This is a genomic window from Pseudozobellia sp. WGM2 (genome assembly GCF_017810075.1).
GTDB lineage: Bacteria > Bacteroidota > Bacteroidia > Flavobacteriales > Flavobacteriaceae > JADNYK01.
The window spans coordinates 214,940-234,670 of sequence record NZ_JADNYK010000003.1; the positions used below are offsets into that span (position 1 = coordinate 214,940).

Annotated in this window: 17 protein-coding genes; 12 read left to right on the forward strand and 5 right to left on the reverse strand. The window is 39.7% G+C overall.

Annotation, left to right across the window (positions count from 1 at the left end):
* Position 1: 1 nt before the first annotated feature.
* Positions 2 to 1,285, forward strand: coding sequence for a rod shape-determining protein RodA (gene rodA, locus IV512_RS07935; RefSeq protein ID WP_209402213.1), 1,284 nt, complete (start codon positions 2 to 4; stop codon positions 1,283 to 1,285).
* A 1-nt stretch (position 1,286) separates the two neighbouring features.
* On the opposite strand, the gene IV512_RS07940 is transcribed toward rodA, so the two are convergent.
* Positions 1,287 to 2,090, reverse strand: coding sequence for a DNA/RNA non-specific endonuclease (locus IV512_RS07940; protein WP_209402215.1), 804 nt, complete (start codon positions 2,088 to 2,090; stop codon positions 1,287 to 1,289).
* 217 nt (positions 2,091 to 2,307) lie between these two features.
* Here IV512_RS07940 and msrB point away from each other — a divergent pair, with 217 nt between their 5' ends.
* Genes msrB through IV512_RS07960 form a run of 4 tightly spaced genes read left to right on the forward strand, consistent with a single transcriptional unit; the run spans position 2,308 to position 4,077 of the window.
* Complete coding sequence (msrB, locus tag IV512_RS07945; protein ID WP_209402217.1) at positions 2,308 to 2,772, forward strand: peptide-methionine (R)-S-oxide reductase MsrB; 465 nt, start codon at positions 2,308 to 2,310, stop codon at positions 2,770 to 2,772.
* The gene (gene msrA, locus IV512_RS07950; RefSeq protein WP_209402219.1) at positions 2,762 to 3,313 is read left to right on the forward strand and encodes a peptide-methionine (S)-S-oxide reductase MsrA; all 552 of its coding nucleotides are present in this window, start codon (positions 2,762 to 2,764) and stop codon (positions 3,311 to 3,313) included. Before msrB ends, msrA begins: the two co-directional genes overlap by 11 nt.
* Before the next feature lie 5 nt (positions 3,314 to 3,318).
* A complete protein-coding gene (locus tag IV512_RS07955) occupies positions 3,319 to 3,573 on the forward strand; it encodes a peptide methionine sulfoxide reductase (RefSeq protein WP_209402221.1) in 255 nt (84 codons plus the stop codon).
* Between the two features lie 6 nt (positions 3,574 to 3,579).
* The gene (locus IV512_RS07960) at positions 3,580 to 4,077 is read left to right on the forward strand and encodes a peptide-methionine (S)-S-oxide reductase (protein ID WP_209402223.1); all 498 of its coding nucleotides are present in this window, start codon (positions 3,580 to 3,582) and stop codon (positions 4,075 to 4,077) included.
* A gap of 56 nt (positions 4,078 to 4,133) precedes the next feature.
* Here the strand turns inward: IV512_RS07960 and IV512_RS07965 are convergent, their stop codons facing one another.
* Positions 4,134 to 6,278 carry a carboxy terminal-processing peptidase gene (locus IV512_RS07965; protein ID WP_209402224.1) on the reverse strand — a complete coding sequence of 715 codons (2,145 nt, stop codon included), beginning with the start codon at positions 6,276 to 6,278 and terminating at the stop codon, positions 4,134 to 4,136.
* A 189-nt stretch (positions 6,279 to 6,467) separates the two neighbouring features.
* On the opposite strand from IV512_RS07965, the gene surE reads away from it, so the two are divergent.
* The 5 genes from surE to IV512_RS07990 are packed head-to-tail and all read left to right on the forward strand — an operon-like array spanning position 6,468 to position 11,295.
* Positions 6,468 to 7,253 (forward strand): 5'/3'-nucleotidase SurE, encoded by a 786-nt coding sequence (gene surE, locus IV512_RS07970; RefSeq protein ID WP_209402225.1) that lies wholly within the window; start codon positions 6,468 to 6,470, stop codon positions 7,251 to 7,253.
* Between the two features lie 22 nt (positions 7,254 to 7,275).
* Positions 7,276 to 7,560 carry a hypothetical protein gene (locus IV512_RS07975; protein WP_100870879.1) on the forward strand — a complete coding sequence of 95 codons (285 nt, stop codon included), beginning with the start codon at positions 7,276 to 7,278 and terminating at the stop codon, positions 7,558 to 7,560.
* Between the two features lie 19 nt (positions 7,561 to 7,579).
* Positions 7,580 to 8,692: a lipid-A-disaccharide synthase gene (gene lpxB, locus IV512_RS07980; protein WP_209402227.1), complete on the forward strand. Its 1,113-nt coding sequence runs from the start codon at positions 7,580 to 7,582 to the stop codon at positions 8,690 to 8,692.
* A gap of 37 nt (positions 8,693 to 8,729) precedes the next feature.
* Positions 8,730 to 9,281 (forward strand): C40 family peptidase, encoded by a 552-nt coding sequence (locus IV512_RS07985; RefSeq protein WP_209402229.1) that lies wholly within the window; start codon positions 8,730 to 8,732, stop codon positions 9,279 to 9,281.
* A 1-nt stretch (position 9,282) separates the two neighbouring features.
* The gene (locus IV512_RS07990; RefSeq protein WP_209402231.1) at positions 9,283 to 11,295 is read left to right on the forward strand and encodes a ComEC/Rec2 family competence protein; all 2,013 of its coding nucleotides are present in this window, start codon (positions 9,283 to 9,285) and stop codon (positions 11,293 to 11,295) included.
* 4 nt (positions 11,296 to 11,299) lie between these two features.
* On the opposite strand, the gene IV512_RS07995 is transcribed toward IV512_RS07990, so the two are convergent.
* Positions 11,300 to 12,832: a peptide MFS transporter gene (locus tag IV512_RS07995; protein ID WP_209402233.1), complete on the reverse strand. Its 1,533-nt coding sequence runs from the start codon at positions 12,830 to 12,832 to the stop codon at positions 11,300 to 11,302.
* Between the two features lie 88 nt (positions 12,833 to 12,920).
* Positions 12,921 to 15,158 (reverse strand): S9 family peptidase, encoded by a 2,238-nt coding sequence (locus IV512_RS08000; protein WP_209402235.1) that lies wholly within the window; start codon positions 15,156 to 15,158, stop codon positions 12,921 to 12,923.
* A 154-nt stretch (positions 15,159 to 15,312) separates the two neighbouring features.
* Here IV512_RS08000 and IV512_RS08005 point away from each other — a divergent pair, with 154 nt between their 5' ends.
* Positions 15,313 to 16,629 carry a hydroxymethylglutaryl-CoA reductase, degradative gene (locus IV512_RS08005; protein WP_209402236.1) on the forward strand — a complete coding sequence of 439 codons (1,317 nt, stop codon included), beginning with the start codon at positions 15,313 to 15,315 and terminating at the stop codon, positions 16,627 to 16,629.
* Positions 16,626 to 17,543 (forward strand): GYDIA family GHMP kinase, encoded by a 918-nt coding sequence (locus IV512_RS08010; protein WP_209402237.1) that lies wholly within the window; start codon positions 16,626 to 16,628, stop codon positions 17,541 to 17,543. The genes IV512_RS08005 and IV512_RS08010 overlap by 4 nt, the downstream gene beginning before the upstream one ends.
* Positions 17,544 to 17,588: 45 nt before the next feature.
* Here the strand turns inward: IV512_RS08010 and IV512_RS08015 are convergent, their stop codons facing one another.
* Positions 17,589 to 19,709: a peptidylprolyl isomerase gene (locus IV512_RS08015; RefSeq protein ID WP_209402238.1), complete on the reverse strand. Its 2,121-nt coding sequence runs from the start codon at positions 19,707 to 19,709 to the stop codon at positions 17,589 to 17,591.
* Positions 19,710 to 19,731: the final 22 nt, after the last annotated feature.

Consider the following 19,731-nt stretch of genomic DNA (forward strand, 5'->3'; position numbering starts at 1 on the left):
TATGTCGGGTAAAAGTGTTCTTAAAAGGGTTGATTGGCTAGCCGTTCTTTTCTATCTTCTTCTAGTCGCCATCGGGTGGCTGAATATATATTCGAGTACGTTTTCAGAATCTGATTCTTCTATTTTCGACTTTGGAACACTACATGGTAAACAGCTATTTTTCATTGGGGCCAGTTTAGCTTCAATTGTCATACTACTTGCGCTTGAAGCCAATTTCTATGAGCGATTTTCCAGTTTGTTGTATCTCATTAGTATGGTATTGCTCTTGGGGCTATTTGTATTCGGTAAAACGATTGCCGGTGCCACCTCATGGTACAATCTTGGCTTTTTCAACCTACAACCATCAGAACTCGCAAAAGTAGCCACGGCTCTTGCCCTCGCCAAATACTTAAGTGATATTCAGACTGATATCAAAAGACGAAAAGATCAACTTTACGCTTTCAGTATTATTTTGATTCCGGCAATATTGATTATACCTCAACCCGATCCAGGTAGTGCCTTAGTATTCTTTTCTTTATCATTTGTGATCTTTAGGGAAGGACTTCCTTTATACTATCTCGGCATAGCCCTAATGGCCATTTTAATTTTTATAACAACATTAATGTTCGGTACTATTTGGATAGTAATCTTTATAGCCTTAATGATTATTCTGTTCTTTTTATTAAAGAAAAAAAAGTTCAGGGTTCCGGTATTACCTCTAACGGCAGGGGTAATTGTTGCAATTCTCTTTTCGCTATCGGTAGATTTCGTTTTCAACAATGTGTTCGAGCAAAGACATAGAGACCGATTCAGCCTATGGTTGCGACTTGAAAAAGACCCCAATAAGTTAGAACAGATTAGAAAAACAATTGGTTACAATACGTACCAGTCTGAAAAAGCCATAGAATCAGGAGGTTTTTTCGGAAAGGGTTTTCTGGAGGGTACACGCACCAAGGGGGATTTCGTGCCCGAACAACATACTGACTACATTTTCAGCACCGTTGGTGAAGAATGGGGCTTTATTGGCACATCAACTGTTGTTATTCTCTTTACACTTTTATTGCTTCGGTTGGTCTTTCTTGCCGAAAGGCAAAAAACTGATTTTAGTCGCATGTATGGTTATGGAGTAGTGTCGATACTGCTTATACACTATTTTATAAATATAGGCATGGTCATTGGCGTGCTACCGACCATTGGCATACCATTGCCCTTCTTTAGCTATGGGGGTTCGGGCTTGTTGTTTTTTACCGCTCTTCTGTTCGTATTCTTAAAACTAGACGCCAATCGGCTTAAAGAAGGTATTTAAACTATTGAAACCTCCAACCTGTAACATCTACAGTTGATTCTAAATCGGCTTCAATCTTATCGGAAAGCTTTTCAAAGAAGTCTATCCCCGTTCTTTGCTCGATTTCATCTACCGTTACCGCAAATTCACGAAGTGGATTTGTACTTTCTTTCCCCAGAAATAAAAACCCGAGCATTTTGGTCGAATTGCCTTCTTGTCTAGCCAAAATCTTATAATAATAATGGGGCACATCTACATCTTCTTCTCCTATTTCTTCAAGTCCGTTCTCTAAAACTCCGCCGGTAACTACAAAAATCTCCCCATATTGTTTGGCCCATTGGCGCACTTGCATTTCAAGTCGGTTCCAGATTCCAGCATTGAACGCTCTGTCTTGTGGGCTTATATTACTCGTATAAAATGTTTCATTATAGGCTTGCTCAGAAAATTTACGGTCACCGGCCGGGCAAAGATGACCTCTATCGTACCCGGAACCTTTGTAATTGCGCCAATCGGCAGATTTAGTCTTTACCTTAGGGTCTTCAATGAAATATGGACGCTTTCGTTGATCATTTGTCAAATGTTCACGCTTTAAAGTATACGCGACCCATTCGGCTTGCTCATAAGGCTCGTTATACGAGAGTGCAAAATGACTATGGTTGATCACAGCACCCGTAGTTGAGCTAGGTAAAAAGTCAAAAGCAATTTCAGTAACCAACCCTTTCTGAGATTCATCGGAATAGGTGGCTGGGGTATAGAAATTATCAAAGACCCAAAAACCTACTATACAACAAATCAAAATTATAGTATATACGGTTTTTCTTTTCATACATTTCAAAAGTAAAATAATCTCAGATCTTAAATCAGTTTTAACAGGATATTTGAACAGGAATGGATGGCTAAACTATTTATTCAACATTGTAAGTTCACCCTTTGTTCTACGACAAAACTAAGGAGGAAATAAGCTCTCATTTTAAGTTTATAGGATAGTTTAATTCTACGACCTTTTCTATCTTGTTTCCACTTTAAAAAAGAAGATTCTATATATGTTAACTTGGAAAGACATTATTAATTTTAGCGTAAAAGGAAACCCAGAGCCCGATAAAAGAGTTGAAAAAACTGAGGCGGAATGGCGTGAAGTTTTGACACCTGAACAGTTTTATATTACTAGACAAAAGGGTACTGAACCCGCACATACCGGGGCCTTATGTAGTGCCCATGAAGCAGGAAAGTATAACTGCATTTGTTGCGACACACCCCTATTCGATTCAACTATCAAATTCGAATCGGGTACAGGCTGGCCCAGTTTCACCCAACCTATCGAAGAAAATGCCATCAAATATGAGCGAGATACTACCTTTGGCATGGTACGAGTTGAGGTAATGTGCAATACTTGTGACGCTCATTTAGGCCATGTTTTCCCAGACGGACCAGAACCAAGTGGCCTTCGGTACTGTGTAAATTCAGATTCATTGCAACTACAAAAAGAAAAATTAAGTCATGAACAATAATAGTTTGGAAATCGCCACACTTGGTGGCGGATGTTTTTGGTGCGTTGAGGCTCTACTTCAACAAATCAGAGGGGTAGATAAAGTAATATCGGGTTACAGTGGTGGAAACGCTCCCGGAAAGCCAACATATAAGGAAGTTTGCTCAGGGCTCACAGGACATGCGGAAGTCGTTCAAGTCAGTTTCGACCCTAGCGAAATTTCGTACAAAGACCTATTGACCATTTTTATGACCAGTCACGACCCAACTACATTAAATCAACAAGGTGGTGATATCGGAACCCAATACCGTTCTGTAATTTATTTTCATAACGCAACTCAAAAAGAAACGGCAGAAGAAGTTATCAAAGAACTGGCACCTTATTTCGACAACCCAATTGTTACCGAAATAAGTGCTGCTGAAACTTTTCACGAGGCTGAAGCGTACCACCAAGACTATTATCGAAATAACACTACCCAGGGGTACTGTAATGCCGTAATTACACCCAAACTGGCAAAGCTACGCAAAGCCCACTCAAACAAGTTGAAAAGCGTTTCTACATAGTATACATGAGTAAGCTTCGTGAAAGAATTCAGAAGTTACCCATCGGATATTCAGTGGTATTTTTTAAATCTAAGAAATATGGGGTTTCACGTAGTGACTTCAATAATGGACGAAGTGTAAAGCTGTTCGCCGAAGAACTAGGCGACAATGATTTTATTAGTTTGAACTACTACATTACCGACCAAGCGGATTGTCTAAAACCCTGTGAAATGCCAAAACAGAAAGTGATCGATTTTTTAAACGGGTACCAATTTGCATAATTTTCTATGGATAAGATAGCCATGGGCGGCGGATGTCATTGGTGTACCGAAGCTGTATTTCAAGAACTCAACGGAGTACAAAAAGTTGAGCAAGGTTTTGTAGCTTCAAACGAGAAAACATCATCATTTTCAGAAGCAGTGATTGTTCATTTTGATAATAACGTTATATCCTTATCCGACTTAATAAAAATTCATTTGTACACCCACCGTAGCACTTCGAACCATAGTATGCGAGATAAGTACCGCTCGGCAATTTACACCTTTACTTTCGAACAACACCGAGAGGCCGAAAATGCGCTAAAGCAATTGCAATCTGAATTTCAGTTACCCCTAGTCACTAAGGTTTTACCTTTCTCACAATTTAAGCCCAGCGCTGAGCACTTTAGAAATTACTATTCGAAAAATCCGGAGAAACCATTTTGCAAAAGGTACATAGACCCCAAACTAGAACTGTTGCAAAAACGTTTTTCCAAGAAATTGGCAGATAAAAAATCTTTAAGCTAGAAAAATTAAAAAGCCCCGAACTTTCATTCGGGGCTTCTCTATCTACAAAATATTATTTATCCCTTTACGGCAAGTTTGCCATGCTTGATATTATTTGTTTTTAGATCTTGAAGCACATTCACCGCTTCTTCAACATAAACATCTTTAGCCAAATTTTTATGCCATCTGTCACGCTTCTCTCTTAAGACAGAGTCTTTCGTGAATAATTCTTCTTCATACTTTAAAGATTCAAACGATAATTTCGAATCGTACTCAGCAATTGTCTTGAAATAATCAGATTTCAGCTTATGCTTTTGTTCTTCCTTACGGTATGCCTCATAATTCAACGAAATTTCGGTTTCATCTTGCTCTGACTTTAACCATTTGGCATTTTCTTCAATCAATTTTATCTGGGCATTATTCGCCATTCTCTTAGAGCTGTTCGAAACTGTCTGCTCATAATCGATATAACCATCCCAAGGTTTATAATCTGCAGGCGATATTTTATCCCATCCTAACGGATTCGATTGATCTCGTTCACCCAAATCGATATAGCTGTATTTATCTGGAACGACCACATCACTTTTAACCCCTTCCAGTTGAGTTGAACCCCCGTTTATTCTATAGAATTTCTGGGTAGTCAATTTTATAGCGCCAAGTTCACCATGCTCATTACTGCGCACAATATTATCCAAAGGAATTACATTCTGAACGGTACCCTTACCGAATGTCTGCTTACTACCAATAACAATGGCCCTTTTATAATCTTGCATTGCAGCAGCCAAAATTTCAGATGCCGATGCTGAAAGTTCATTGACCAAAATCACCAACGGGCCATCCCATTGAATACGCTCATCCTTATCATCATACACATCTTTGCCTTTGCCCGAAGAACGTACTTGAACGATAGGCCCATCTTTAATGAAGAGACCGGCCATCTCTACTACGGTTTTCAAAGATCCGCCACCATTATCACGTAAATCAAGAATTAAGCCCTCGACACCTTCCTGTTTCAAACGGTCAACTTCTTTAGCCACATCGGTCGCCGCATTACGTTCTGTATAATCATCAAAATCTACATAAAACTTTGGTAAATCGATCAACCCATATTTTTTATCATCTTTGATAATATTAGCTGATTTGGCAAAAGATTCTTCTAGTTCGACTACATCACGAGTTAGGGCTACAGTTTCCATCGAACCATCGATTTTTCGAACGGTAAGATTCACTTTGGTGCCTTTTGGACCTTTAATCAACTCAATGGCATCGTCTAAACGCATACCCACTATATTAATGGGCTCTTCCCCTTCCTGGCCAACTTTTAAAATAAGATCTCCAACTTCTAATTGACCATCTCGCCATACCGGACCGCCAGAAATTATATCATCTATCTTAGCTCCCTCAGGTTTTTTCTGCAAGCGAGCTCCGATACCCTCAAACTTGCCCGACATGCTCATATCGAACCTCTCTTTGTCTTTAGGAGCAAAATAAAAAGTATGGGGGTCAAACTCATCGACTATAGTATTGATGTATTGAACAAACCAATCTTTACGCTCCAAATCGTCAACGAAATCGAAGAACTCGTCCAGGGTTTTTTTTGTCGATGCTCTAGAAGAGACCTCTGCTTCATCGGCAGTCATTGGTTTATCTTCTGCTTTGCCGCTATCTTCATCATTAAACTCTCCGGCCTTTTGAATTTGGCGCATTTTCGAGTCATAAGTTCCTAAAGTTGCATACTTAAGTTGCAACCTCCACCGCTCTTTCAGGTTTTCCCTATCTGCTGCGAACGACATTTTCTCGTAATCAATATTGATATTCTCGTTAGCACCATAATCGAAAGGAGTTTCCAAAACCTCTTTGTAAATTACCTTGGCCTCTCCCATGCGTTTGATCAAACGCTCATAAACCAAATTAAAAAACGAGATATCGGTACTTTTTATTTGATCGTCAAGTTGAAATTTATACTGCTCGAACTCTTTAATATCCTCATCAAGAAAATAACGTTTTGTGGGATCGATTACATCGATAAAATCATTGAAGACATTGACCGAAAAATCATCGTTGATATCTTTTGGCTCATAATGCCCCTTTTGTAAAACGTAAGTAATAAGATCTAGAAGTAATTTATCTTTATCATCATTTTCGAAAGACTTATTCGTAAAGCCACATGAAGCAACAGAAATAAGCATCACCCCGAGTATATAGGCTAAATTTCGTTTCATATAAATTTAAATTTCGAAGTTTAAAGGGCCGTTCGAAATAGCGATCAGAACCCCCTTAATTAAAAGTATGAATTCCCTAAGATACAGAAAAAACCATGCCACCTTTGAAGAGGGGCATTAATATTTTGTTAAACGAACTTAGGCCGATATGTTTTCTAAAACGTATTTTTATGCCATAAAGTATCTGATATGAAAAAACCTTTGATCCTGGTTACGAATGATGATGGAATTACCGCTCCGGGGCTTCGAGCACTTATAGGGTACATGAAAAAAATAGGGGATGTCGTGGTTGTGGCGCCTGACAGTCCGCAATCAGGTAAAGGCCATGCAATTACTATTGACAACACCTTATTTTCAGCGAAGTTGGTTATCGATAAAGAAGAGGGCACTCCACTTGAGTATAGTTGTAGCGGTACACCCGCCGATTGTGTAAAACTGGCCTTGCAAGAACTTCTTGACCGTCGCCCTGATATTTGTGTTAGCGGTATTAATCACGGGTCGAATTCCTCCATCAACGTAATTTACTCTGGTACCATGAGTGCAGCAATAGAAGCAGGTATCGAAGGTATACCTGCCATTGGTTTTTCTCTGTGCGATTACGCTTGGGACGCTGATTTTGAAGCAGCCGATGACGCCATTACCTCTATTGTTCAGAAAGCACTCGAATATGGCATACCCAAAGGGGTGGTACTCAACGTGAATATACCTAAAGCGGATAAAGAACAATTAAAAGGAATTAAAGTCTGCCGTCAAGCTCGGGCCAATTGGAAAGAGCAATTCGACAAACGTAAAAGTCCGTCTGGGCGTGATTACTACTGGCTGTCAGGTGAATTCGAGCTCTTGGACCAAGGTGAGGACACCGATGAATGGGCATTGTCAAATAATTATATTTCTGTGGTACCCACCCAATTTGACCTTACCGCCCATCATGCCATTCAAGGCCTCAACGAATGGGGGTTTACAAAGAAATCTTAGATTAAAATGAAATACGATTTCAATGAACAATAAGAAAGAATTAATAATTGGCTTCCTAGTAGGGCTTATCGCCAATGCGATAGGCACTTTACTCTATATACTTTTGTTTTCCGATTTAGGCATTGTAGAAACTTTCGAAGCGGCCGTAGCACAAGAACACGTGGGCAGTCTTTTAGCTCTAGGCGCTATTTTGAACTTATTGGCCTTTTTCGCATTTTTAAGATTACGCCGCGACCAGAGGGCCAAAGGGGTTTTAATTGCTACCATCTTAACCGCCATGGTCATTCTATACTATAAAGTTTTTTAACAGCTTATAAACCCAGCACATGAAATACTACATTATTGCGGGCGAAGCATCGGGAGACCTTCATGGTTCGAACCTGATCAAAGCTTTACAGGTAAAAGATAGAAATGCAGATATTCGATGTTGGGGCGGTGATTTGATGCAACAGGCTGGTGGGGTTTTAGTACGCCACTACAAAGAAATGGCCTTTATGGGCTTTTTAGAAGTGCTACTCAATCTTGGTAAAATATCGAACGCCATAAAATTCTGTAAAACAGATATTGAAGAGTTCAAACCCGATGTTATCATATTCATCGATTACTCGGGCTTTAACCTGCGAATAGCAAAATGGGCCAAACAAAAGGGCTACAAAACCAATTACTACATTTCTCCACAAATATGGGCTTCTAGAGAAGGAAGAATAAAGGATATCAAACGGGATATCGATGCCATGTATATCATATTACCTTTTGAGAAAGATTTTTACGAAAAGAAACATAAATACCCTGTTGAATTTGTCGGACATCCACTACTAGATGCCATTGGAGAACGGAAACCAGTAGATAGCAATAATTTCAGGAATGAGTTTCAATTAGACGCCACAAAACCCATTATAGCACTTTTACCCGGAAGCCGAAAGCAAGAAGTTCAAAAAATGCTGTCGGTAATGCTATCGGTCGTGAAAGATTTCTCCGAACATCAATTTGTAATCGCCGGCGCACCTAGCCTTGATGAAGATTTCTATCTACCTTATTTGAAGAACCCGCAGGTTAGCTTTGTTATTAACAGAACCTACGATCTTTTAAGTATCTCTCATGCAGCGTTGGTGACCAGCGGCACAGCTACTTTAGAAACCGCCATTTTTAAAGTACCGCAAGTGGTTTGCTATAAAGCCAACTGGCTATCATATCAGATTGCCAAGCGTATAATTACTTTAGAATTCATCTCTTTGGTCAATCTTATTATGAAAAAAGAAGTAGTCAAAGAATTGATACAAGACGATTTGAATACCAAAAACCTCAAATCTGAGCTGCTCAAAATTTTAGATGGCCCTAATAGACACGCACAATTAGAAGCCTATTCGAAACTCGAAAAACTATTGGGCGGTAGGGGTGCCAGTGAGAACGCAGCTTCACGTATTGTAGAAAATGCTTAATTTTGGTATCCGGGTGAAGTGTTCATTACTTGGATCTATGCGCAAAATCATTTACATTCTACTTATTCTATCGCTCGCAAACTGTGGGGTTTCAAAAAAGAAAACTACCTACAGTAAAACGAGAAAGGTAAGTGTTGCACCCAACAAGAACCAAAACCTTTCAAAAGAAACTCCCGTTCCCAAGCGTGCTTTCTCCCGTAAAATGGGCAAGGCCGACGAAATTATTGAGACTGCACTTCAATTCTCAGGCGTTCGCTATAAGTACGGGGGTACTACTAAAAAGGGAATGGATTGTTCAGGCCTCCTTTATGTCGCCTTTGGAGAAAACGATGTGAAACTGCCCCGTACCTCGTACCACATGGCCGAAGAAGGCAAACGCATTGGCATAAATAATGTTGAAAAAGGTGACCTTTTATTTTTTAGGACAAGTAGGCGAGCCAAGCGTATAAACCATGTCGGCATGGTGGTCGCAGTCGAGAATAATGAAGTCAAATTTGTACATGCTTCCTCTTCAAGGGGTGTAATCGTCTCTTCCTTGCGTGAAGGGTATTGGAACAGTGCTTTTGTAAAGGCCACACGCGTACTCTAATATGAGACTCTTACGTTTTATTCCCATAAAATTAACTTTGATACTGGTTTTGGGAATTGTACTGGGCAAGTATCTTGATTTCGGATTGACCATTCCCGCTATTGCCTCATTATCTTTATTTTTATTATTAGGGATTCTCTACTTCAAAAATAACCGAACACCTTTATTGGGATATTGTGTTGTTTTACTCACCATGTCAATTGGTGTTCTAGCGGTTTCGTCAACTCGACCGGAAAACATCTCCAATCATTATTCAAATCAAACATTTTCAGAAAATCAGGTTTGGCATTTGAAAATCAGGGAAGTTCTTAAACCGACCCAATTTTCAAACCGCTATATAGGTATGGTACAATCCGTCGAGGAAAAAGGTCGATCAGGGAAAATTCTGGTGAGTACGCCCCGCGATTCAATCCAAAATTCATACAAGGTCGATGACGAACTTATTTTCTACGGAGCTTCCAATAAAATTCAATCTCCACTTAATCCACATCAATTCGATTACAGTGAATACATGCAAAACCTTGGTGTTGTTCGTCAAGTTCAAGTTGAGTCAAACAAAGTTTTTGTTAAACAGAACCCCTCCAGAACGTTATATGGCTTTGCTTCTCAAGCCAGAGAGCACATCATAACTAAATTAAGACAGGCTAATTTCGGAGAAGAAGAATTGAGCATAATTCAAGCCCTTTTATTAGGGCAACGAAGTGATATTTCAGAAGCCACTTACGACAACTACAAGAATGCGGGCGCAGTTCATATATTGGCCGTATCAGGCTTACATATAGGTATTCTACTAATTATGCTTCAGTTTGTTTTAAAACCTTTGGAGCGCCTACCCAAGGGTAAAACCATAAAATTAATCACCGTAGTACTTTTACTCTGGGGCTTTGCACTCTTGGCTGGCTTCTCGGCGTCGATTGTCAGGGCGGTCACCATGTTTTCATTTGTGGCCTACGCCTTATATCTAAACAGACCCAGTAACACTTTCAACATTCTTGCTTTATCAATGTTCTTCATTCTCTTAATAATTGATCCCAACCTTTTATTTCAGGTCGGTTTTCAAATGAGTTATGCAGCGGTATTGGCCATTGTATGGGTTTACCCTCTGCTGCAAAGGTTATGGTACCCAAAAAATAAAATTATCCGATATTTCTGGCAGTTGCTTTCGGTGAGTATTGCTGCTCAACTTGGGGTTCTACCTATAAGCCTTTTCTACTTTCATCAATTTCCCGGGTTGTTCTTTATTTCCAATCTACTTGTAATTCCTGGATTGGGCTTTGTCTTAGGAACAGGCATTCTGGTCATCATCTTGGCCGTTCTCAACCGGTTGCCCGATTTCTTTGTTTCCTTTTATGATACAATTATTGGCTGGCTCAATGATTTAATAGGCTGGGTCGCTCAACAAGAAGCTTTTATATTTAAGAATATTTCATTCGATGGAGTTCAACTGCTACTCAGTTACGTAATTATCATAGGTTTCATTGTATTTCTTACTAAGCCCAATTTTAGAAAATTAGGCTTAGTAGGCCTTGGTATTATTAGCTTTCAGCTATGGATGATTTTTTCCGAATATGAAACCTCTCAAAAAGAGACCTTGCTTCTGGCCCATCAAACAAAAAATTCAATACTCATACACCAAGAAGGAAGCACTTTAAAAATCATATCCAATGATAGTACTCGATTGAATAGAATTGTGACAGAATATAGGGTCGCTGAACGTGTGGACAGTCTAAACCACATCCCTCTTCAAAATAGTTATAAATGGATTGACAAAGATTTGTTCTTGATTGATAGCATGGCGGTTTATCCAAGAGAACAAAAGAAAATAGATTATTTGATACTAACTCAATCCCCAAAAATTAATTTGAACCGTTTGATTGATTCCGTTCAACCCAATATCATTATTGCCGACGGCAGTAATTATCGAAGTTATGTAAACCGTTGGAGAAAGACTTGCACCCAAAGAAAACTCCCTTTTCATTATACGGGCGAAAAGGGAGCCTATTATTTTGAGTAGCCTATTAATGAACCCTACCCATTAAACGCTTGATCAAAGGAGACGCCAAGAGCACAATAATACCGGCGCCTAGAGCATATTTGGCAATAAGTTCAAAACCATCTGTGTAAACCGTAAGAGTTTCAAAGCCACCGACATTCTTATCGGTGCTCTCTATGGCCAACTGTTTACCGATAAAACCTACTACCTGAAAAGCAAAGGCAGACGATAAAAACCACACCCCCATCATAAATGCTACAATTCGCTTGGGAGATAGATCGGTAATTTTAGAAAGTCCCACCGGTGACATAAACAACTCGCCAATCGAAAGCAAAAAGTACATCAGCAATAAATAGGAAAAAGGCACCAATCCGCTATCATTGGCGCTACCTGCACTTAGTGCCAACGCATAAAAACTGATACCTGCGAACACCAAACCTAAACCGAATTTGTAGGGTGTACGGGGGTTCAGATTCTTCTTGCTTAGGTAAGTCCACATAAGTGAAATGGGTATAGCCAGTATAATAATGAACATTGAGTTCAAAGAATTGGTTTGAGCTGCAGACATTAAAGTCAACTCAACATTACGTGCGGCGAAAAGGGTAATTACACTACCCGACAATTCATGAAAACCCCAAAATATTGTCATAAAGAACGTAATCAAAACCGCCACAAAAAGCTTCTTACGTTCATCTAAAGTAGCCTTGAACATGATGTAACCCAAGTAAGCCAGTATGGAAATACCTATAAGCTTGAAGATTACGTTAACTATATTTTGATCCTCAAAAAATGTACCCTCAGCACCCAAGGCCTTATAAGCCGATAGCAAAAAAGCAATAACAGGAGCGGCAATCACAGCTAATACAGGAACCAGAATTCCTTGTTTGATGCCCATAACCTTCTTCTCTAAAACCTCATCGTTCGGCGGTAGGCCCCTATCCCCAAAAACATTCTTTTTTATTCCGCTCCAGAAGAAAATTAGGCCTGTAAGCATACCAATACCTGCGAGTCCGAAGCCATAATGCCACCCATACTCAAACGCTAACCAACCACATAGTAGCGGCGCGACCCAGCCACCGATATTAATACCCATATAGAATATAGTAAAACCGGAATCTTTCTTTGAGTCACCGGGAGGATATAAAGTGCCCACAAAAGTCGAAATATTAGGTTTAAAAAACCCATTACCGACTATAATCAAAGACAAGGCAAGATAAAAGGCCATATCATTTTCAATGGCCAAGACAAAATGACCGATCGACATGAGAATACCTCCTAAAAAAATAGAGTTACGCATTCCTAAAATGGTATCTGAGATTCTACCACCGATTACCGTTGAGGCATAAACCAGAGAACCATAAGATGCATAAACGGCAGCAGTGGCAAAATCACGTTCAGCAAGGGCAGCAAAAATAACGTCTACCATATAGAGCGTTAACAATGCCCGCATACCATAAAAGCTAAAACGCTCCCACAACTCAGCAAAGAACAGATAAAACAGGCCTTTTGGGTGGCCGAACATCTGCTGTTGTTCCATAAATTCGCTTTTAGTCTCCATAAATCAATGAGTTTGGTTTAGGTGTCGCACGGCTCTAGTAGCTGTTTTGCGTACACAGAATTTAATTAAAAATAGCTTGAGTGTGAATTTAACCCTTAATTTGCTGCCTGTTCATTTCTGACTGCCCTCCCTCAGGTTTTGATTCCTCAACCTTTCGGTCTCGCAAATTCTCGTGCATGAAATTGGTCATTTTATTGAAAAGGTGTACTCTAGTGTTACCTCCGTAAATACCATGGTTTTTATCGGGATATATCGCCCAATCAAATTGCTTGTTTGCCTGTATAAGGGCTTCAGCCATTCTCATAGAATGCTGAACGTGTACATTATCATCTCCAGAACCATGTATCAATAAATAATCGCCCTGTAAAAGTTCAGGGTAGTTCAAAGGAGAATTCTCATCGTATCCACCAGGGTTTTCCTGTGGGGTACGCATAAACCGTTCAGTGTAGATGGTATCGTAAAAACGCCAAGAAGTAACCGGTGCAACGGCAATCGCCATTTCAAAAACCTCATTTCCTTTCAGCAAACTGTTGGTCGCCATATGCCCGCCGAAACTCCATCCCCAGATACCCGTTCTATTTTCATCGATATATGGCAAATCACTAAGTTTTTTTGCCGCGGCTATCTGGTCTTTGGTTTCGTACTTTACTAAATTCAAATACGTTGATTTTTTAAAATCAGCACCTTTGAAACCTGTTCCTCGCCCATCAACACATGCAATTACATACCCTTCCGCAGCCAATTGTTGATGCCAATAATCGCGGTAGCCTAACCACTGATTCACTACACTTTGCGACCCTGGCCCACTGTATTGGTACATCAGTAAAGGGTATTTCTTTTTAGGGTCAAAATCTTTAGGTTTAATGGTGTACATGTTCAATTCGTTGCCATTAATCTGAATGGTAGAAAACTCTTTGGCACTCAGCTCATACCCTTTCAGCTTGTCCAATAGCTTTTCATTGTTCTTGATTTCCTTGATTTTTTTACCGGATACAGCTTTATGTAAAGTATAAATCGGGGGTGTGGTTGCACTGGAATAGGTATGAATGAAATAGGTGAAATCAGCACTAAAGTCGGCGGAATTATATCCTTCGTCAGCGGCGAGGGCCATTTTGTTACCCCCATCACTCTCTACACTGTAAACACCTCGATTTATAGAACCATTTTCTGTAGACTGATAATAAATTCTATCTTCATTTTGGTCATAACCGTAATATTTGGTCACTTCCCAAGGGCCTTTAGTGATCTGATTCATCAAATTACCCTCTTGATTATAAAGATAGATATGGTTGTACCCATCTTTCTCGCTTGGCCAAATAAAACTATCATCCGCTAGAAAGGTTAAATCATCATTGGTATCGACATAAGCATCATCCGTTTCTTCTAAAAGAATAGAAACTTTATTATCTTTTGCATTTACAGAATGAAGTGTTAGATGATTTTGATGGCGATTCATGGTCTGAACACTTAAAAAGTTGGGGTCGTTCATCCACTTTATTCTCGGAATGTAATAAGGTTTACCTAAGTCAACTTGAGAAATATTATTTAATCTTACATCTAGCATGTGAAGCGTAACCAGCGCATTATCTTCCCCTGCTTTCGGATATTTAAATGTCTCTTGAGTAGGGTACAATTCAGAGCCGTACACATCCATAGAAAACTGTGGCACATTGGTCTCATCAAAACGAAGAAACGCAATTTTATTTCCGGTGGCATTCCATGCAAATGCGCGAACGAAAGCGAACTCCTCTTCGTAGACCCAGTCGGTGATTCCGTTGATAATCTTATTTTTCTCGCCATCAGTGGTCACTTGATCAGTTTCCTTTGACTTTATGTCAAAAATAAAAAGGTTGTTATCTGTAACATAGGCCACTTTTGTTCCGTCAGGGGACAAAGACGGTTCTTGAATTTTCACATCGGCTACTTTGGTCACCTCTTTAGTCTTTACATCATAGACATAGTAATGTGCTAGCGTAGAATGCCGATATATCGATTCTACATCGGTTGCCAATAGTATTTTCGATTCGTCGGCACTGAACTGATAATCAGAAAATCTCTGAACCGTCTCTAAATCTGACGAATTCACAATGGTTTCCACCTTTTTCAAGGTAGTATAATCATATTTATCTACCGAACTCAGACCAGTGTTTCTGTCTATATGGAGAACTGTATACTGCTTACCGTTTTTCATCGAACGCAAGGCATCCATCCCCTCTGTTCTGAATTCGCTTTTATAGACCGCTTCAACGGTAATCTGTTTTTCTTGGGCCAGTAAAATGTTTGAAAAAGCAAGTAGAAAAAATAGGGAGGGAAGGAACTTTTGCATAGCTTGTTATAAAAGATAATAAATCGCCCAAGTTTAGTGATAATTTTACAAAAAATTAAACTTTAATCTATAAAAGAAGCCTATGCAGGGCTATTTTGGGGCCCGTGAGCGTATTAGACCTAATCGTTATCTTTACCCCCTATAATTTTACTTTATGATTAAGCCAGTAGAGGGATTCTCAAAACTGACCAAAGAACAAAAAATAGATTGGCTTACGACCAACTATACGAAAGACCCAAAAGCCGCCAAAGCGCTTCTTCAACGTTACTGGAACGACGATACCAAAGTACAGAAACTTCATGATGAGTTCATCGAGAACACCGTGACTAATTTCTATTTACCCTTTGGTGTCGCCCCCAATTTCTTGATAAACGACAAACTTTATGCCATACCTATGGTTATTGAAGAGAGTTCAGTTGTGGCAGCTGCCAGCAAAGCCGCAAAATTTTGGTTGAATAAGGGAGGGTTCAAGACCACAGTCATTGGTACCGAAAAAATCGGCCAAGTACATTTTATGTACCATGGCGACCCAACCAAACTGAAAAGTTTTTTTAACTCAGTAAAACCGAAGTTACTTGAAAAAGCCGCCCACATCACCAAAAACATGAAAAAGCGTGGCGGGGGTATCACCAACATTGAACTTAAAAATAAAACTGACAAGCTCGACCATTACTTTCAACTGCATTGTACTTTTGAAACCCTAGATGCCATGGGGGCAAACTTTATTAACTCATGCTTAGAAAGCTTTGCCGAAACCTTAAAAACTGAATCTCTAGCCAATCTTGACTTCTCTGAAAAAGAAAAGAATATAGAAATTGTCATGAGCATATTGTCGAACTATGTACCGAACTGTGTCGTCAGGGCCGAGGTGAGCTGCCCAGTTGACGAACTCAACATAGACCACCAAATGCCTTCTAAGGAATTTGCACAGAAAATAGTGCAGGCAGTGAATATAGCCCAAGCAGAACCCCATAGGGCGGTCACTCACAACAAAGGCATTATGAACGGGGTCGATGCGGTAGTATTGGCTACAGGCAACGACTTTAGGGCCATAGAAGCAGGCGTTCATGCTTATGCAGCAAAAGAAGAGGGTTATTCGAGCCTAACACATGCCGAGGTTGAGAACGAAATTTTTAAATTTTGGATTGAACTTCCCCTTGCCTTGGGCACTGTTGGAGGTTTGACCAGTTTACACCCTTTGGTAAAACTGGCTTTAGAAATCTTAGGAAAACCATCAGCTACCGAACTTATGCAAATAGTAGCCGTAGCCGGTCTGGCGCAAAACTTTGCAGCGATCCGTTCTTTGGTGACCACAGGTATTCAAGAAGGCCATATGAAAATGCACTTATTGAATATTCTAAACCAATTAGGTGCCACCGAGATCGAAAAAACGACCCTGACCAACTATTTTAAAAAACATACGGCAACCCACAGCTCAGTGGTAGAAGCTTTTCAGAAATTACGACAGTGAGTACAAAAGAGTTTTATAGTAGCGGAAAATTGCTTATTACAGGGGAATATGCCGTTTTAGACGGTGCTTTGAGTCTCGCCGTACCAACACGTTTTGGGCAAGCTTTGAAAGTTAGTCCGATTGCTTCTCCAACAATAGAATGGAAAAGTCTTGATCAAGCAGGAAAAATATGGTTCGAGTGGACCTATCAAACAGAAAATTTAATCACCGACGATGACAAGGCCCTTGAAAACGATACTGCCAAGACACTTTTGAAATTAATTCGTGAAGCAAAGAAACTGAATCAAAATTTTTTAATCGGTGCTACAGGGTATAATGTTGAATCTAGATTGGAGTTTCCACGTAATTGGGGGTTAGGTTCATCTTCTACATTGATCAATAACATTGCACAATGGGCAGAGGTAGACCCTTTTGAACTTTTATGGAACGCCTTTACGGGCAGTGGATATGATATTGCCTGTGCACAGACAAATTCTCCGTTGACCTATAAAGTACTTGATCAAAAACCATTATTCAAAGCTGTAGATTTTTCACCCACTTTTTCAGAGAATCTTTTCTTTATACACTTAGATAAAAAGCAGAATAGTAGAGAAGGCATAGCCCGCTATCGAGACCAAAAGGGCAATAAAAAGATATTGACAGAGCAAATATCATCGATAACAGAAGATGTACTTAAGTGTTCAAATCTTAAGGGTTTTGAATTTTTGATAGAACAGCATGAAAAATTGATTTCAGAATACATTCGCCTACCTACCGTCAAAGCAGAACTATTTTCCGATTATTTCGGAACACTCAAAAGTCTTGGAGCTTGGGGAGGTGATTTTATTTTGGCCACCGGCAACGAACAAACACCGGCTTACTTTCGCAAAAAAGGTTATAGAACCGTATTATCATATAAAGAAATGATAGCATAAAAAAACCCTCATAAAGAGGGTTTTTAATTAGTTATATACGTTTTTCTAGTAGAAAGCAGATCGATTATCCTCAATTTCAGAATCGTCTTTCAGTGCTTGGTAGACCGAAGTATTAACTCTAGCTTCTCTAGAACTTCTAACTGAATTGGAATACGTACTATAATTATCCAATTTCGGTCCTTCAGTTTTCTTGGTGACCGTTAATTTGAAGACTCCTGTATTACCTTCAATGAGCTCAGAAGTGGCTCCTTCAGCTAAAGCATAAGCAGTGCCGACAACCGCAGGTTCAGAACCTGCACCTGGTATCGTAGGTGACTTTACATTCAATGCAGAAGCTGTTGAAACATTCGTATTATTATCCTTGGCCAAATCATCAAGAGATTTACCCTTGTTGTTTGCTATAATCTGTGCTGCCTTACGTTCTTTTCTGATAATGGGCAGTACTGTTGGTGAAGCATCTTCAACGGCCATCAAACCTTCTTCATACTTTTTTGTCAATTGCACTACGGCGTAGCCGCTAGGCAAGTCAAAACGTTTGATATCTCCTACACTGGTTTCACCGTTGAAAGCCCACTGAACGATACTACGTTGTGAAGATAGACCAGGCAGATTTTCATCGGTAGATTTAATTTGATTGACCGGCCGTACCGAATAACCTGATTCTTTAGCCAAATCGGGGAATGCATTATCGGAAGAAATAGACTCCATCTCAAATTTAGTAGCGTCGGTAAACAAGGTATTGACCGTTTCTTCTGAAGGTTCGATTTCACGAGCTAAGGTAGCTACTTGAACGATATCTTGCTTATCGTCTATTTTAATAACATGAAAACCGAAATCGGTTTCTACCATACCGATGGTACCAACACTGTTGTCGAAAGCGAAATCATTAAATGCAGGCACCATAGTACCTTCTTGAAAGTAACCAAGGTCGCCACCGTTCGGTGCAGATGGGCCATCAGAGTTATCACGCGCCAACTCGACAAATTTCGCATCTTTCTTTCTCGCTTCACGTAACAAACGTTTGGCTTCCGCTTCCGCTTCCTCTTTAGTACGTGTAACCTCTGGGTTGGCTCGTTGAGCACCTTCATACGCAAGAAGAATATGACTGGCCTTTACAGAACCATTGCCCTTTCGCCCCATCATTCTAGAAACTTTAAAATAATCCCCATCTCTGTAAGGGCCGTAAATTTCACCAGTTTGTAAGGTCATTAGAGTATCGGCAACTCTTGCAGACAAACTATTCTTTGCCTTATAAATCGTATCGAACTTGATATCTGAATGCCTATCTAAAAAAGCAGCCATGTCATCGGTAGTTTTAAAACCTTTGATCGTATCGTTTTTATCGGTCTGTGCGTTGTATTCTACCGTGTCATCAAGTAATTTACCCAAGGCATCTTCAACCTCTTTTTCATCAGCAGCGGAAGCTTTCTCCTCAAAATAAACGAATTGTATATCACGAGCAGGTTCTTGCTTATAATCATCTTTATGTTCGTTGATGTACGACTGAATTTCACTTTTGGAAACTGAAATTGTGCTATCAGGTATAGAAGAGTACGGCACACGCACGTATTTCACATCTATCTTATCATTACCCAATTTATAATCGAATTCACCTTCTTTAAGCGTAGCACCTACCCCGGCCTTGATCAAATTGAAATAAACCTGTTGCTTGGCATTTTCAATAATCGCTTTTTCATCTTGCAACCAAAGATTATACTGGGCAGGGTTGTTAACCTTAAGATCTGCGATAAACTCCCTGAATTTATTCTGATCAAAAACACCATTTTCATTTTGAAACTGTGGACTTTGAGAATAACCGGGAATAGTACCGATATAGTTCAATATTTGATCTTGCTCGATATCGATACCCAGACCTTCTAACTGTTGACCAAGAATTGCATTTCTCACCTCTTGTTCATATACTTGGTTCACCGTCTGCATCGTCGAGGCGTTCGGGCCTGAACGTCTTGATGCCAGGTCTACCTTTTGACGAAACTCGTCTATTGATATATCTTCATCATTAATTTCGGCTATACTTGAACCTACTTTACCACCACTAAAATCACTATTGGTAAAAACACCGGAAATCACAAAAGCGAAAAGTGCCAAACCTATAATAAGAATTAGAACCGTTGTTCGTTTTCTTATATTCTCTAAAATTGCCATCTAAGGAGTTTTAAAATCAGTG